Annotated in this window: 16 protein-coding genes and 4 pseudogenes; 9 read left to right on the top strand and 11 right to left on the bottom strand. The window is 68.6% G+C overall.

Going from position 1 to position 15,341, the window contains the following annotated elements:
- The first annotated feature begins 42 nt into the window (after positions 1-42).
- Entirely contained in the window at positions 43-1,044 is a 1,002-nt protein-coding gene (locus OG737_RS33400) for an LGFP repeat-containing protein (RefSeq protein ID WP_405922370.1), read from the top strand.
- A gap of 78 nt (positions 1,045-1,122) precedes the next feature.
- Here OG737_RS33400 and OG737_RS33395 read toward each other — a convergent pair whose 3' ends face one another.
- Positions 1,123-1,323, bottom strand: coding sequence for a hypothetical protein (locus OG737_RS33395; RefSeq protein WP_328929939.1), 201 nt, complete (start codon positions 1,321-1,323; stop codon positions 1,123-1,125).
- Positions 1,324-1,650: 327 nt separating this feature from the next.
- On the opposite strand from OG737_RS33395, the pseudogene OG737_RS33390 reads away from it, so the two are divergent.
- Positions 1,651-1,851, top strand: a pseudogene (locus tag OG737_RS33390) (transposase); the annotation flags it as partial.
- 22 nt (positions 1,852-1,873) lie between these two features.
- On the opposite strand, the gene OG737_RS33385 reads toward OG737_RS33390, so the two are convergent.
- Positions 1,874-2,926: a ferritin-like protein gene (locus OG737_RS33385; RefSeq protein ID WP_328929938.1), complete on the bottom strand. Its 1,053-nt coding sequence runs from the start codon at positions 2,924-2,926 to the stop codon at positions 1,874-1,876.
- A 239-nt stretch (positions 2,927-3,165) separates the two neighbouring features.
- Here OG737_RS33385 and OG737_RS33380 point away from each other — a divergent pair.
- The 4 genes and pseudogenes from OG737_RS33380 to OG737_RS33365 all read left to right on the top strand — a co-directional run.
- Positions 3,166-3,479 (top strand): annotated as a pseudogene (locus tag OG737_RS33380) (transposase); the annotation flags it as partial.
- A gap of 65 nt (positions 3,480-3,544) precedes the next feature.
- Positions 3,545-3,769 carry a hypothetical protein gene (locus tag OG737_RS33375; protein WP_328930571.1) on the top strand — a complete coding sequence of 75 codons (225 nt, stop codon included), beginning with the start codon at positions 3,545-3,547 and terminating at the stop codon, positions 3,767-3,769.
- A 469-nt stretch (positions 3,770-4,238) separates the two neighbouring features.
- Positions 4,239-4,715 carry a hypothetical protein gene (locus OG737_RS33370; RefSeq protein ID WP_328929936.1) on the top strand — a complete coding sequence of 159 codons (477 nt, stop codon included), beginning with the start codon at positions 4,239-4,241 and terminating at the stop codon, positions 4,713-4,715.
- A 262-nt stretch (positions 4,716-4,977) separates the two neighbouring features.
- A complete protein-coding gene (locus OG737_RS33365) occupies positions 4,978-5,103 on the top strand; it encodes a hypothetical protein (RefSeq protein ID WP_328929935.1) in 126 nt (41 codons plus the stop codon).
- Positions 5,104-5,353: 250 nt separating this feature from the next.
- On the opposite strand, the gene OG737_RS33360 is transcribed toward OG737_RS33365, so the two are convergent.
- Complete coding sequence (locus OG737_RS33360) at positions 5,354-6,082, bottom strand: NAD(P)H-binding protein (RefSeq protein ID WP_328929934.1); 729 nt, start codon at positions 6,080-6,082, stop codon at positions 5,354-5,356.
- A gap of 215 nt (positions 6,083-6,297) precedes the next feature.
- Here OG737_RS33360 and OG737_RS33355 point away from each other — a divergent pair, with 215 nt between their 5' ends.
- Positions 6,298-6,600: a hypothetical protein gene (locus OG737_RS33355; protein WP_328929933.1), complete on the top strand. Its 303-nt coding sequence runs from the start codon at positions 6,298-6,300 to the stop codon at positions 6,598-6,600.
- 345 nt (positions 6,601-6,945) lie between these two features.
- Here the strand turns inward: OG737_RS33355 and OG737_RS33350 are convergent, their stop codons facing one another.
- The 7 genes and pseudogenes from OG737_RS33350 to OG737_RS33320 all read right to left on the bottom strand — a co-directional run.
- Complete coding sequence (locus OG737_RS33350) at positions 6,946-7,356, bottom strand: hypothetical protein (RefSeq protein ID WP_328929932.1); 411 nt, start codon at positions 7,354-7,356, stop codon at positions 6,946-6,948.
- A 30-nt stretch (positions 7,357-7,386) separates the two neighbouring features.
- Entirely contained in the window at positions 7,387-7,974 is a 588-nt protein-coding gene (locus tag OG737_RS33345) for a TetR/AcrR family transcriptional regulator (protein ID WP_328929931.1), read from the bottom strand.
- Between the two features lie 79 nt (positions 7,975-8,053).
- Entirely contained in the window at positions 8,054-8,449 is a 396-nt protein-coding gene (locus OG737_RS33340; RefSeq protein ID WP_405922369.1) for a helix-turn-helix domain-containing protein, read from the bottom strand.
- Between the two features lie 689 nt (positions 8,450-9,138).
- Positions 9,139-10,131 (bottom strand): 3-oxoacyl-ACP synthase III family protein, encoded by a 993-nt coding sequence (locus tag OG737_RS33335; protein ID WP_405922368.1) that lies wholly within the window; start codon positions 10,129-10,131, stop codon positions 9,139-9,141.
- Positions 10,128-11,015, bottom strand: coding sequence for an SDR family oxidoreductase (locus OG737_RS33330; RefSeq protein WP_405922367.1), 888 nt, complete (start codon positions 11,013-11,015; stop codon positions 10,128-10,130). Before OG737_RS33330 ends, OG737_RS33335 begins: the two co-directional genes overlap by 4 nt.
- A gap of 275 nt (positions 11,016-11,290) precedes the next feature.
- Positions 11,291-11,605, bottom strand: coding sequence for an NIPSNAP family protein (locus OG737_RS33325; RefSeq protein WP_328930550.1), 315 nt, complete (start codon positions 11,603-11,605; stop codon positions 11,291-11,293).
- Positions 11,606-12,109: 504 nt separating this feature from the next.
- Positions 12,110-12,334, bottom strand: a pseudogene (locus OG737_RS33320) (transposase); the annotation flags it as partial.
- 1,228 nt (positions 12,335-13,562) lie between these two features.
- Here OG737_RS33320 and OG737_RS33315 point away from each other — a divergent pair.
- Positions 13,563-14,312 carry an RICIN domain-containing protein gene (locus OG737_RS33315; protein WP_405922366.1) on the top strand — a complete coding sequence of 250 codons (750 nt, stop codon included), beginning with the start codon at positions 13,563-13,565 and terminating at the stop codon, positions 14,310-14,312.
- Between the two features lie 21 nt (positions 14,313-14,333).
- Here the strand turns inward: OG737_RS33315 and OG737_RS33310 are convergent.
- Positions 14,334-14,612: pseudogene (locus OG737_RS33310) on the bottom strand (transposase); the annotation flags it as partial.
- Positions 14,613-14,620: 8 nt separating this feature from the next.
- Here OG737_RS33310 and OG737_RS33305 point away from each other — a divergent pair.
- Positions 14,621-15,289, top strand: a complete 669-nt coding sequence (locus OG737_RS33305) for a hypothetical protein (protein WP_405922365.1) — start codon at positions 14,621-14,623, stop codon at positions 15,287-15,289.
- Positions 15,290-15,341: the final 52 nt, after the last annotated feature.

The raw sequence follows: 15,341 nt of genomic DNA, 5'->3' as shown, positions 1-15,341 counted from the left end.
GAGCCCACACCAACGCGGCGCCCAAGGCGCCGACTTACCACCTTGAAGGCGACCCTGGTCGCGTTCGTGTCGCTCGCCGCACTCACCGTCCAGACCTCGCCGGCCGCCGCCGCCGACGTCTGCGGCAGGCAGGTCGGCGGCGACATCCTCGCCAAGTACATCGAGACCGGCAGCGAGACCGGCCCGCTCGGCTGCCCCACCACCGACGAGGAGATCAGCCCCGACGGCCGCGGCCGGTACAACCACTTCGCCGGAGGCTCCATCTACTGGACCCCCGAACGCGGCGCGCACCCCGTATGGGGCGCGATCCGCGGTAAGTGGGAGGCGATGGGCTGGGAGAAATCCCGGCTCGGCTACCCGGTCGGCGATGAACTCACCAACGCCGACGGAGCGGGCAAGCGCCAGCAGTTCGAGGGCGGCACCCTCTACTGGCCCCCTCTCCCTGGCGCGCACCCGGTGTGGGGCCGCGTCGGGGAGCTGTGGGGGCAGTTCGGATGGGAAGGCGGCTACTTCGGGTATCCGACGTCGGACGAGATCCCCACACCGGAGACCAAGGGCATCATGCAGTCGTTCTCAGGTCGTAACGCCGTGCTGTGGTGGTCGCCCGGCTTCGATCAGGGCGACACCAATCACCCCGTATGCAAGAGCGAGTGCGTCGGCTACACGTCGGTCACGAACACCGAGTGGGTCAAGCGGACCGAGATCGCCCGCGCCATCAAGGACGGCCAGATAGGCGGGAACGTCGACATCTCCGTCATCCCCACCGCCGAAGGCTTCGACAACGCCGACACCAGCTATGACCGGCTGTGGGACCAGTCGTTCTCCCAGGCCCCCTACCCGGACCGGTGGCTGACCGCCGAACAGGGATCCTCCCTGTACAAGCAGCTCGCCTGCCACGCCCGCTACTCCATAGACCTCGGCGGCGGCCCCCAGGGAGGCAACTCCTGGGACCTCGAAGGCTGGGCCCCTGACGTGTCCTGGGACTACGCCATGAACCCGCTCCTGGTCTGGACCCACCTGTGCAACTGGTACGAACCGGCCTGACGTACACCCGGCACCCTGAACATGGGAAGATCCCCGCCCCCAGGCGGGGGTCTGTCTTCCCATGTCTGAGAGGAGAGGTCACCAAACCTCCCAGGAGTCCGCGCGCCGCACAAGCCATGGCAGCAGCACCTCCACCGCCGCGTCCTCGGCCACCTCGACAGCATCGACTTCGTCGCGGTCCACGGGCCGCACGTTCCAGTACTTCACCGCGTGCCGCAGACCATTCCGCTCGCGGGCCCGCTGCCTACACTCGATCAGATTGACGTACGAGTCGGACACCTGCTGACGATGCTTCCAACGCTCCATGCAGTACACCGCAAGGGTCCGGGTCACCTTCTGCGGTCGCAGCCGGCAGCCTTCCTCCCCGGCGAGCGCCAGAGCCTGACGCGAGTAGCGAAGCGTGCGGATACGGTGCGCCCGCCACACACGGGTGCCGCGGAGTTCCGCCCACCGTGCACGGTAGTTCAGATCAGCGTCGACCTCGGGTTCCAGGCGCCTAGTGGTGTTTTGTTAGGTGGTTTCGTAGGGCTGCCATGGGATGGCCTGTCGGCAGGTGGGGCAGGTGCCGGTCCAGGTGGCGACGAGGTGTTGGGGCTTCACCCCGATCCGAAACGCTGGGCAGTCGAACGGACCTACGGCTGGCTCATGCTCCACCGCCGCCTGGCCCGCGACTACGAGACCCGTCCAGCCCGCTCCGAAGCCGTGATCCACGTTGCCATGACCGCCTGATGGCACGCCGCCTCACCGGCGAGCACCATCACCTGGCGCGATCCGACACCACAGGCCAAAGACCTGATTCCGCGATAAAGCACTGGGAGAAAGCGACCCCTCACTCCTCGACGTACAGGAACTCCGGCCCGTAGGTCTTCCCGCTGCCGTCAGGCAGCTCCAGCTGAACGAGCTTCCGCGCCTCGGTCCGCATCCCGCCCATGTGGCCGATCGCCGGGAACATCATGTCCGAGTCACCCGTCAGCCAGGCCGTCTCCAGCGCCCGCAGCATTGCGCTGAAATGTGTGTTGAACGCTGCGAGCACCTGCTGAACCTCGGGCGTGGGCGCGTTCAGCCCGCCGTTGGCCCAACCGCCCTCGGGCACCCGCCCCATGGGGAAGGCCGGGGGCAGCGGAACATCGTCGCCCTTGAAGTCCCAGACGGCCGGATTCTCCGACACCTTGATCAGCTTCTTGCCGCGGAACATCTCCCGGAACACATAGAAGTGGGCCAGCTCGCCGGGCTTGCCGGGGAAGGGGTTCTCGGGTGAGGCGGAGGTGCCCTCGCCCTGCTCCTTGATGATCTCGATCGCGGCTCGCACCTTCTCGATGCTGTCGAGCGGAACGATCTTGTTGCCCTGGCCGTGGCTCTCAAGGGAGAAGTCGATCTGCCGGTCGCCCCTGATCAGGTGCTGGTGCATCTCGAACGCCTCTTCGATCGCGGTGTAGAAGGCCCCGATGGTGGCGAAGGTCCCGAACTGGGCGACCGGGTGATCCGGGCGCTCGATCTCGGAGAACATCTCGACCGAGTCCTTGGTCAGCCCCTCCAGGAAGACGATGAGTTCGGGCCGCACGCCCCCCGGCAGCGCGTGCTCGTACTTCGGCACCACCTTGGGATCGGCGAGGACCGGCGTCCCTCCAATGGTGGTGAGCATGTTGCACACCAGTCCCATATGGGTCATCTCATCGAAGATGATCTCCCGGATGTTCTTGGCAACCGCCGCGTTCGATTCTTTGATCGACCACAGGGCACTCGCGTACGGACCGATGGTCGCGATCTCCACCATGATCGCCTGCTGAAGGGAGTTCTTCAGCCACTCCGCATCGCGGTCCGCGGGGAGAACGCCCAGCAGCTCGACGATGGCGTTGCTCTCATACTCAAGGACCTGGGTCATCCCACACCTGCCTCATTCGTATACAGACAGCATGAAACGCTATCCGTCCGGCAGGCTGGGCGAGCGACGTGCGGGCGAGCCCTCGGACGGTTCACCCGATCGGGGCAGGCCGCCTCGAAGCCCGCGACCACGAACCCACCTTGGCACCGGCTTGTTCGCAGGTCGGAGGCTTTTCGTAGTACGGAAGTGGAGATCGGGGCTGTGGGTGAGGCGGGCGAAAGCGCGACCAGAGGACGCATGTGATCCACACCGGCGACGTCGACGCCTACCTCGGCCTGGACGTCGGCAAGGGCGAACACCATGCCCCCGCCGTCACACCGGCGGGCAAAAGGGCGTTCGGCAAACTCCTGCCCAGCACCGAGCCCAAACTCCGTGAGCTCTTCGCGAAGTTGCGGGCCAAGCACGGAACCGTACTGGTCGTCGTCGACCAGCCGGCCTCGATCGGGGCCCTGCCCCTGACAGTGGCCCGGGACTTGGGCTGCCCGGTCGCCTACCTGCCCGGATCAACGAGGTCCAGATCGCCGACCTCTACCCCGGCGAGGCCAAGACTGATAGGCAGGCATCCTCACCGAAGGTGGCGTCGACCTGCTCTGGGCCGAATGGCAGCGGCGCCACGCGATGCCCGCCCCCACCTCTCCACAGAGCAAGCTGCGCGGCTTCCTGACGCAGCCCAAACACAAGGTCGCGGACTTCGCCGACGCGCTGGCGCTGGGCTACCAGTACGAGTACACCGATCAGCTCAACGCCGCGTTCGACGTACTCGCTCCGCCCACCCCGCTCCCCTCCCGCCTCCGATCCTGGAGACGGTCCCGCTCACTCCGGTGTCCGACGCCGGGCTCGTAACGGAGCTGCGCGAGAAGGGACACGTGCAGTTCGGCGTCGCTGCGGCGGCGTCGCACGCGGCACAGGGCAGGCGCGTGGGCCTGCGCCTGGAGGGGGTGAAGATCCCCCTGACGGGGAGCTATGTGCTACGGGCGTTCTTCCACCGGTCGACATCCCATACCGGCGCGACGACGAGGAGTTCTCAAAGCGCTTCGACATCGGGTACCTGGCGATGTGGCAGGCCCACCCGCACGGCGCAGGCACCGGACACCCCGGACACGACCACAGCCACCCCGGGACGGACACGCACGACCACGGCCACCTGGGACACGGAACGGAGCCGCACGACCACACGACCGTGGTCACCGCACGCTCCTGCTGACGCTCCAGTACATGGCCTCCCCCACGCCGCAGGGTGAGCCACAGCAGCCACCCGAGCTGATCGGCGAGATCACACTCAACAGCGTTCTGATGGAGGTGTACGGCTAGCATGCGCACTCCCGTGTTCGAGCTCCACATCCGGCCGATGTTCCGCGCCACCGACAAGGCCCACATGGGCTTCGCATTCGATCTGTGGGACTACAACGACGTCGTGGCGAATGCCGACGCCGTCCTGGCGCGGCTGCAGAGCGACATGCCGCCCACAGCGACCGGCGGCCCATGGCCGGAGGAGTGGATCACGCTCTTCCAGCGCTGGAAGGACGGCGCCCGCAAGCGTCTGGACCTCGGCACGGCCGCCTTCACCCTCCAGCAGGGCACCACGAAGACCACCATCACCGCGACCGGTACCTTTCCGGCTGCCGGCGTCGTGGGCTGGCTGCAGCTGGAGAGCGAGACGGCCACCTCCAAGACCTACGTCCTGCACTTCGAAGCCCCGGACGCCCCCGCGGGCGGGCGGCACGCCCCAGGCCTTCGCCCTGAAGGAGAGCTACCCTTCCACCGACGCCCGGTCCGTCTTCGTCCATGACAGCGTCGGCACCCAGCAGCTTCACTGAGAGCGCCGCCCGAGCCTGCTGAGCGACCACGGATCACCGCTTGGACCCACCCCCGCTGATCATGCCGCCATTGTGCGCGGTCTCGATATCCCGCCGGGCGGCATTCCTTTCAATGGCCTGCACGGGCAGGTACACGCCGCGTGCGGAACGGGAAAGACCATCATCGCGGCGGCATCGGCAAAAGCGGATTGTGCCCAAGGGCCGCATTCTCGTGCTGGTGCCGACGCTTGATCTATGGCCGAGCAGTTCACTGCCTCCGACCCGGACTGCGGATTCGTCTACGACCGGGGCGACGTGCATGCCATCCCTGCCCTGCTCGACTACGACGACCCGGCGGACGGCCCGATCACCTATCACTAGCGAGCTCGTACGAGCGTAGGGAGACGTGGGCCGGGCCGCCGGCCAGCGCACTGCGTGGGGCGGGCCCAGAGCTCAGAATGGGACAGGCACCGGGCTGCCTCGCGTGATCTGTGCTCAGGACGAGGGTCGGGGTTGGCTTCCCCATTGGGAAGCCAGTTTGGCCAACTACAGGGCTCAGGACATGGAGCACCTGTCGGCTACCTGGATCGTCCGCGTCCGGCCGAACTGGAAGCTCGAGGGCGCGAGCGGTTCAGGAGAGCCAGTCGGCGTAGCGGGTGGGGGCGAGGTGGGCGTCCTTGTCGGTGAGGACGTCACCCTTGACGGCGGCGAACATGCCGGCGGTGGGGTCGGTGACGACGGTGCGGCTGTCGGACTTGTGGGACAGGGTGAGCCGGCCCAACTCGTCCAGGGAGAAGACCTCGGGTCCGGCGATGCTGCGAATGCCCCCCAGCGGGGCGCCCGCAGCGACTTCTGCCACCGCGTCGGCCACGTCCTTGGAGGCGATCGGCTGGATCGGCGTGGCGGGCAGCCGGACGGTGTCACTGTCGGCGGTCCAGGACAGGATCGCGTCGATGAATTCCATGAACTGCGTCGCGCGGACGATCGAGTAGGGAATCGGTCCGGCCGTGAGGATGTCCTCCTGGAGCACCTTGGCCCGGTAGTAGTCCAGCTCCGGCACCTGGTCCGCGCCGACGATCGAGAGAATAACGAAGTGACGGACGCCGCCCTCCTGGCCCGCGGCCAGAAGGTTGTCCATCGAGGTCTGGAAGAAGGCCAGGGAGGCTTCGTCGAAGGTCGGGGAGTTCGTCAGGTTGACCATGACGTCGGCCCCCGCCACCGCCTCGCCCAGTCCCTGGCCGCTGATGACGTCGATTCCGGTGGACTGCGCGTGCGGAACCGCCTCGTGCCCGGCGGCGTTCAGATTCTTGACGACCTGCGACCCGATCAGCCCGGTACCGCCGATGACCGCGAACTTCATGACAAGCCTTCCGCCGGGAGATGTGTCCGAAATATGACACATGATCCCTACGTGGGCGTTTGATGTGAGGCCAGGGTCGCATATCCGGCCAATATGTTGCTTAACTGGCCAACTCTCGCACTCAATGGCCAACCAGAACGCCCAGTCGCAATTCGAATCGACGTGGCCACACGCCGCGCTCGCTCCGAAAATCGAACAGATGATTCAATCAAGCCATGGCGCAAACCCGTTTCCCGGAGGATCTGATCCAGCTCAAGCGGCAGGAGATTCGTTCCTTCAACCGCCTGGTCCGGCGGCCGGAGACGGAGACGACCGAGCTCCGGAGCGAGCTGACCCGGCTCTCCTGCCTGATCGGTTCCCACCCCCATTGGCAGAGCGAGCCCCTCAACGGCCGGGCGCGCTCCGACCTGCACCACCAGGCCGTCGCTACGCCCGGCGGGGAGCCCGAGCTCGTCGTGGAGTACCGCGACGGGAAGTTCGTGGTGCACGCGCCCGAGACCTGCCCGCACTCATCCTGACGCCGGTGGCCACGACTGCTGAGGGGGCCGGGGTGGAGCACTGGTCGATCAACATGACTCTCCCGGACGGGCGCGCCTGACCGTGCGGCTGTACGAGCGGGCCAAGGACCGCGAGGGCCCCTGGATGTACCGGATCGGGGCCCCGATGTGGCAGTGCGCCGACGGCCCCCACATCGAGGCGAAGGAGTACGCGACCTGGGTCACCGCCGAAGTTCTGGAGCCGATCGACGGCGTCGGCCTGACCCGAGTTCCCACCCACCGGATCCTCCCCGACCTCCTGCGAGGTTGCGCTGGACCGATACGCCCCGGCGACCGTTGCCGCCGTGGCATACGCCAGCAGCCAGGTCAGCGGGAGAGCGGTATCAGCACGAGCAGCGGCACGAACAGGGTCCACTGGGGCAGGGTGAACACCGCGCCGCCGAAGGCTGCCAGATCGACGGCGAAGAACACGCAGGTGAATGCGGCGGCAATGAACCAGGCGAAGGCCAGGACCGGCCGTGCGGCCGTACGCTCAGCGCGTGCGGCCCAGGTCAGGGCGACCGCGAGGGCCGCGAGCAACAGTGAGCACACGTGCCACAGCACGCGGAAGAGCTGGACGACGGAGGCGTCGAGGTCGGCTCCGAGCAGCGGATCGACGAACTCCGGGGTGCCGAGCAGGTGGAGCCCGGCGATTCCCGCGGCGAGAGCGGCGGCTGTCCACAGCGGCCAGCGGCGGCCGGCCGGGGACGCTGGGGTGGTGATGGCGGCGTCAGACACGGAAACCTCCGGGGCGAGGGTGGCGGGCGTTCATCGGATCTCGATGCCGCGCGAGATCATCGCGGCCAGTTGGCCGGCCAGCTGCGGCGTCGGGGATTCCCCGACCAGTGCGACATGGAAGAACACAGCTCCGGCCAATGTGTCCAGGACCAGGTTGACCGGAGTGTCAGCCGCGATCTCGCCGCGCTGCGCGGCCCGGTCGAAGATGACCGCCAGTCGGTCCTTCGACGGAGCCAGGAAGTGCGTACGGATACGTGCCTTCAGGGCCGGATCGGCGGCGAAGTCAGCGAGCAGCCCCGGCAGCGCCGCAGTGCCGGCCGGTGTGCGGTACTCATCGACCAGGGATTCGAGCAGTACGGCCAGGTCCCCGGTGAGCGTGCCGGTGTCCGGGATCGGGGCATCGTCGGTGGTCGTGAAAACAGCCTCGAAGACCAGCTCCGCCTTCCCCGACCACCGCCGGTAGACGGTGTCCTTGCCGACCCCGGCGCGGGCGGCCACGGCCCCGATTGAGGTCGCCGCGTAGCCGACCTCGGCCACCAGAGCGGAGGTCGCGCTGACGATCGCCTCGTGCGACCGGGGATCCCTGGGACGCCCCCTGGGGGGCGGAGAGGAACTCATGCCCATACTTTACGGGTCGACCCGTTTGATAAACAAGTGGTCGGCAACCGGGGGTCTCCTCCGACCCGGGCGGGTTCGATCACCGTTGACGGGGGACCTTGCTGAGGTGGCGGTAGACGGTGGGGCGGGTGACGCCGAACTCGTCGGCGATCTGCTGGACGGTGTAGTCGCAGGAGTCGTACATATCCCAAGCGAGCCGGACCTGTCGGGGCCCGAACTTGGGCTTCTGCCCTCCGGTCCGACCGCGGGCGCGGGCGGCTTCCAGACCATCCATCGTCCGCTCCTTTTCGGGGCCGGCTCCGTCGTCCTTGGGCTGGTGTCCTTGGGGCTGCGCTCGCTCGACGTTGGCGCGCAGGGCTTTCATGAGGTCGACGGCGCCGGTGGCCTTGGCCGCCGGTTCGGCCTGCTCGATGCTTTTGCTGGCCTTCTTCACCTCGACGAGCGGGTGACCCTCTTGCGGGACGTGTCGTGACACTCGGCGGGATTTCGGTCCACGGCCAGGGTTCCGACCCGTCCTTCATCTCGATACCCCGGTCAGTACGTGTCCGATGCGCCACGTTTCGCGCAGGCCCTGAGGGGGCTCGCGGACGCGGGTGCGGAGTGCGTTTGCCCGCGCTGCGAACGCGTGGGGCGGCTCCGGCGTGCGGTGTCCGGCGCCCGGGTCTCCGTCGGACACGCTCGCGGCCAGGTCACCGTCACTCAGGCCGCCAACAGCCCAGCAACCTTGCGGATCACCATCGGGGATCCCCAGACGCGAATGGCGCGACGCCTGTCGCAGCGGCCAGCGTTCACCGCACCGTCGCTGAGCCGCGCAAACGACCGTCACCGCGGCCCTCGCCGCCAGCAAGCGGCAGCCGAAGGAGCCGCCCGCGTCGTGGCTGGTCGAGCGCGGGATCGGCAACGGCCGCACCCGGTGCACAGCAGGGACTCCCCTTGCGCGCGCCCCGGCTCGCGCGGACCAATGCGGCGGCTGCTGGCCGAAAGCGTGCCCGCCTGCATCCACTGCCGCTCCGCGGTCGGAGTACTGGAGTGACGGGCACCCGGCGGGGGTGCGGGTGAGCCCGAGCGGTCTGCGCGTGATCGTCTACCCACCCGATGACCGGGGCTGGCCGCCGGCTGCGCCGCAGCCCTCGACGCCGCGGACAGGCTGCAGCGGCCCGGGGGTCACCAGTGCAGGAGCATCACGGCGCCGCTGGCTCCGCTGGCCAGGCCGAAGAGGGCGACCGTGTCGCCGGGAGCCAGACGGCGGTGGCGCACTGCGTGCGCGAGCTGGAGGGGCAAGGTCGCGGCGGCCGCGTTCCCGATGTGGGGGAAGGTGGGGATGACCTGCGCGGGGTCAATGCCCATGCGGGCGCGGAAGGTGTCCACGAAGGGCACGGACGGCTGGTGGACGCAGACAAGATCGAGTTCACGGACGTCGACGTGCTGTTCCTTGAGCCACTGTGCGCCCTGGGCGTCGAGGTCGATGAAGGATCCCAGCAGGGCGTCGGAGTCGACGTGGAGGCCCTGCGGGTGGTCGGGGGCGTGGTGGGGGTCGTAGAGGGTAGCGGCGGGCCATCCTCGGGAGTTGGCCAGGAACACCGATCCGGTGATGCCCGGGACCGGTGAGGCCTCCACCAGGAGGGCAGCGCCCAGGTCGGCACCGGTCAGGGAGGTGAGTCCGGTGCGCAGCTGGTCGCGGGTGAGGTTCCAGCGGGAGAGGCGGGTGAGGGTTTCCCCACAGGTGATCAGGACGCGGCGGTGCTGGCCGGTGCGGATGAGGGCGTCGGCGACCTGGAGGGCGTTGATGACGCCGTTGCAGGCGTTGCCGATGTCGAAGGCAGGACAGGTCATGCCCGTCTTCGCCGCGACGATGTGGGCGTTGGCGGGTTCGCGGACGTCGGCGCTGACCGCCGCGAAGAGGAGCAGGTCGATGTCGGCCGGGCCGAGGCGGGCGGCGTGCAGGAGACGGGTGGCGGCCCGGGCCGCGAGGTCGGAGGGCAGGTCACCGGGATCGGCGAGGGTGCGTTCGTGCAGGCCGAAGGTGCGCCGCAGGAGGCCGGCGGGGAGTTTGAGGGAGGGGCTGTGGCGGTGCAGGCGTTGTTCGATCTCGGTGACGTGTTGGCGTCGGGTGGGCAGGTGGACTGCGGTGTGGGTGATGCGGCTGTAGGGGTTCACGCCGACTCCTTCACGTGTCCGGGCCTTTCGACAGGTTCAGGTTTTGGTGGTGTGGGCGGTGCTGGGGTGCGGGGCAGGCCGGTGACCGTGTGCTTGAGACGGTCGGTGACGGCTAGTGGCAGCAGCGTGTGGAGGGGGATCAGGAAGCGTGCGTCGCGGCCGACGACGTAGCGGGGACGCGGCCTGCGTGCCGTCAGGCACGTCTCGACGGTGCGTGCCACCGGTTCGGGGCCGGGCACGCGGCGGTCCACGGAGGTGAACAGGCTTGTGGTGGTGTCGTATCCGGGGTTCGCGGGGTCGCGAAGGGTGTCAAGGTCGGTCAGGGCGCGGCTGAGCATCGGGGTGGCGAACGCGCCGGGTTCGACCAGGCTGACGCGGATGCCGAGATGGGCGGCCTCTACACGCAGGCAGTGGGTGAGGGCGGAGAGGGCGTGCTTGCCGGCGCTGTACCAGGCGCCCATGGGCCAGGGGACCCGGCCCAGGCCCGAGGAGATGTTCACGATCCGGCCGCCGCCGCGGGCTGCCATGGCGGGCAGGACGAGCCGGCACAGCCGGGCCGGACCCAGCAGATTCACCTCCAGCAGCCGGCGGGCCTGTTCGTCGTCCACGTCGGCGACCGCGCCTGCCTGCGGGATGCCGGCGTTGTTTACCAGGGCCCACGGGCCGCCACCGGTCATCTCAGCCGACTCCTGCAGCGCCTGGCGGCAGGACTCCTCGCTGGCGACGTCCAGTTGCACGGTCCGCAGGGCCAGGCCCCGCTCGCCGGCCTCCGCCACGAGGTCCCGGGCCTTGGCCTGGTCGCGTGCGCCGGCGATCACGTCCCAGCCCCCGCCCGCCAGACGGAACACGATCACCCGGCCGAAACCTCCCGTCGCCCCCGTCACCAGCACACTCCGCCCGCCCGACCCCGCCACCAACTCCCCACGACCTTCCGTGACTCACTGTGCCGCGGATGCCCGGCCGCACCCCGCAAGGACAACGACATGGCCTCGTAGAGGTAGTGGCCCCGGGGCACCACGACGGCCAGCCCCGGGGGCGGGCCGTCGCAGCCGCACGGCACGCATGCGGTGCGCTCCCCCAGCGGCATCCCGACCAGGGCTCGGTGCCAGGGTGGCGGTCGGGCCAGCCGGCATCGGAACCGGCGCACCGGCCGGGATGTTCAGTGGCCGGGGGTGTCGAGCGGCCGCAGGAAGCGACGCTCGTACCGTTTGATGCAGCGGGTTTCGCGCGCCAGATCGAAAGCCGCCTGGCACTCCGGATCGGACATGCTGTCCGTGCGGTACTGCTCATAGGCGGCGAAGCCGGGGAAGGAGAAGAGGGCGTAGGCGATATCGCTGTCGCCCTCGCTGGGCAGGAAGTAGCCGTGGTGGGTGCCGCCGAACCTGTTGACCAGCCTGACCCAACGGCGCCCGTACTCCTCGAAGTCCTCAAGCTTGTCGACATCGATCTCGTACTTCAGATGAATGGTGATCACCTCCCCATCATCGGGCCTGGGACCCGGTGACCGCGCCGATGATGACCCGGGTGGTGTCCCGGCGGCGGAGTTCGTGCCTTCTCTACACCGACCTTGGCTCGCCGGCCTGGGCCGGGCCGGTAACCCGGTCCGTACTGGTGGAGGCGCTTCCGGCAGTCGGCAGGCGTCGTCGCCGGCGGCGAGGATCCGGGTCTTGGGCCGGGTGGGGTTCTTGCCCGGACGCACCGGACGGCTGTAGCGGCGCCCCCATTCCTCGTTGACCAGGCCGGTCAGCAGGTGGGAAGCGGTGCGGGCCACTTCTTCCAGCACGGCACGGACGGCCTCGGTGACCAGTTCCAGCCGGGTCAGGTCGCACGCTGCGGCCAGGACGTGAGTGGAGTCGGTGTGCTGCGTGGTGCGCTCGCGCACGAGTCCGGCCTTCTTCAGGCGCGCGAGCGCCAGATCGAGAAGACGGTCGGCGCGGTCGTCCTGGGCGAGGCGCTCGCGGAAGTCGGCCAGCACGCTGTGGTGGAAGCCGGGATCGTCCAGCTCCATGGCCAGGGCGTACGTGAAATCGATGCGGCAGCGGACCGCTTCCGCTGCCTGACGGTCCGACAGGCCGGGTAGGAACTGCAGCACACAGACAGTGGCCAATTGGGCGGACGAGATGCCGGGGCGTCCGTCGCGCGGGTACCAGCCCGCGAAGTCCTCACCGCACCACAGCCCGTCCAGCCGGTCTCTCACCCACATCGCCGTCGTACCGCCCGGGTTGCTCGCCCGTGCGATCTGCACGGTCAGAGAGGGGACTTGCTCACCGGAACGGGGACGGAGCGACAACGGACACCTCGACAACTGCATCGGCCTTCGAAACAGCCCCGAGCATGCCCGCTGACCATGCCGGCGCACTGGAACCACCAAGTCCCCCGGGAAAGAGTCAAGCTCAGACCCTGAACGGGCGGGGGCCAGAAGGCTGAGTAGTCCTCATCGGTGCGGCCAGTGTTGCGGTCAGGGATGTACGGACTCCGAATTCGGTGTGGAGCGGCGGGGCAGACATGCAGCTGCATCGGGTGACCTCTCCACCAAGGATGCGGCGGAATCCTCCGGTGGGGCATAACCGGTGGGCAGCTGATATCTGTTCGTGACCTGCCGGATTGAAGAAAAGTCAGTATGACGCTGCCCAACCTCGGTCAGGGTCCTGTCACTTGACGCGCTTTGCGTTTCGCCTGCACTCTTCATCTCCCCAAGAGGCCAAGGGAGAGTGCACCCGTCCCTGTCCGGACCACGGCTTACAGGTTGTTGAGGTTCCCCCATGGGAGCGGATTCATCTGTGCGCGCCGCGTCAGGCCGGCTCATGACTCCCCTCTTCGCACATCGCGGCCTCTTGCGTATTTGCACAAGGAGCACCTTGACCCAGACGGCCGCCGGCGAGGACCCTTTGGTCCTGCGAGCCTTCCGCACACTGTCCCCGGCATCGCAGCAGTCCCTGTGCCCCGAACTGGCCGAAGTCCCCGGACCCGCCGGGCTCCGCCAGGCCCAGCATCCTGACGGCGACATATCCGTCGCCCCCTCGGCTCGCACACAGCTGTGCGAGGCATATCTGCGAACCTACGTCGCCCAGGCCCCAAGCCGGACCTGCCGGCATCTGACCGCCGTGATGGATGACACGGTCCAGGGCGGTAGTTCCAACGCATCCGATGCTCTCGACCAGCACACCGCGGCCTGCTCCAGCTGCTCAGGCATCCGGGCCGAGCTCGCCGTCCTCCGCAATGGAAGCCAGGCAGTCCTCACCGGCCTTCTCCTGGACGCGGCAAAGAACTCGGCCACCGCCCGCGGGGACACCCCCGGCGCCGACTCGAGGGCACCCACGCAGGCGGGCGCATGCGACATGACCACCGCTGCCGGCCCAGGCTCCCCATCCCCGGGGCCGCGCCCGGGCAGCTGGTTTGCCGCGGTACCACGCTCCCACGCCTCGCTCCTCGTGGCGGCCTCCATCGCCGTAGTGGTGGCCACGGTCATCGTCGCCGTCAGCGAGACGACCAGCCAGAGTGGCACCACTCCCGCACCCCTGGCTCGCGCCACCCTCGTGCCCCCCATATCCATACCCGCCGCCACCACAGCCTCCCCCACCCCATCCCCCGAGACCCCTCCTCCGACCTCCCCTCCTCCGACCTCCCCTGTTCCGGCCTCCCCTGCTCCGTCCCGCACGCCGCCAGACCCGGAGCCGGATGACGCCGCCACCAGCACAGAGAACGCCCATCCCACCGGCTTCCAGCTCGTCAACAAAAAGACCGGGCTGTGCGTCGGCGCGCAGAGCAGCGCCGCAGGGGCCGCACTGCACCTCGAGGAGTGCCGGGAAGGGGCGTTGCAGCGGTGGGAGACGCTCAAGGACGCGTCCGGCGCGTACCGGCTCCGCAACACGGGCAGCCAGAGGTGCCTCGACGGTACCGACGGTGGCGGGAACATCGTCCGGGTCGTCCTGAACAACTGCGGTGACAGCTCCTCAGCCCATTCCTCCGTACAGCTCTGGACGATCCACCTGGAGAAGGGATCAGACGCGTTCCGACTGCAGTTCGTACCCCGTGTCGCATCCAGCGACTACTCCTCACACCTGCTCGGTCCAGCAGACTGGTGGAACGAGAATCCACCCCACGAGGGCTCCTACCTCGCACACCTGCCCAACTACTACAACTCGGAGAGCTTCGTCTTCACCATGAACCATGGCGCCTGAGTGGCCCCCTTAGCTTGATCTTTAACCTCGTTGTTGTTTCAAGCGGACGTGTTCGGTGAGGGTCTCGGCTCGTTTCGCTGTCTTTCCAGGTGCGTGCCGTGGTGGTGGCCTGCGGTTTTTCGAGCCGGGTGGCCGTCCGGGTCCTGGCCGGTTAGGTCTGGGCACAGTTGCGGGACGGGTGGTCTTCGCGCGGAGGTGGCGGAACCCCCGGCGGACGCGGGCGGGGGCGAGCCGACGGGGCTCTGCGGGTCGTTCCCAGGGGCGGCGGAGGTCTTCGGCCAGCGGTTGGGCGAGGCGGACCGCTGACCGTGGTCACCGTCTTCACCCGGTCGCGCAGCGTCCGCCCCGCCCTGGAGAACACCTTCGGCAGCGTGGACGCCGTCTCCGAACTCCGCGAACGGGAGGCCGTCCATTCTCTGTTACCCCTGGGCGCTGCCCGCATCGGGCTTGGGCGCAAGGATGCGGAGAAGCCCTACCGGGCGCCCCGGCCGGCACAGGTGGCGCAGATCGCCTCCGAGCTCGCGGAGGTGCTGGACGGGATGGAGGACGCCGAGCTGATCGCACCGGCCGCCGTGACCCGTCATCCCGACCACCTCGCCGTCCGCGAGGCGGCCCGATGCCTGGGATGCCGCTGGTTCTGGGAGGATGTCGCGTTCTGGCCCACCTACGCGTTCTCCGGCTGCGACCGGCACGGCGTGAGGAAGGCGGCCGGGGAGGTCCGGTACCTGTGGAACGGCGTCTGGTGCAGGGCTGTGCCCCAGGACCGGGTGGACAAGGTGCTGACGGGCATCCTGAAGGAGGCGCAGCCGGAGTTGGTGGTGACCTCGCAGGAGGGTGCGGCGGACATCGCCGCAATCACCCGACGCTCGTGCACGGTTGCCGGGTGGCTGCACTCCGTCTCCGCCTCCGGCATGGGCGTCCTTGAGGCGGACTTCACGTCGCGCTCGCCACGTCGAAGTTCGTCGCCGGGCGGGTGACAGCCCCGGCGGGACACAGCCGGTCGTCTTCTACCCCCCCGTTCGCCCCGGC

It is taken from the genome of Streptomyces sp. NBC_00122 (assembly GCF_045160845.1).
Taxonomy (GTDB): Bacteria; Actinomycetota; Actinomycetes; order Streptomycetales; family Streptomycetaceae; genus Streptomyces.
This window is presented reverse-complemented; position numbering and strand designations above follow the sequence as displayed.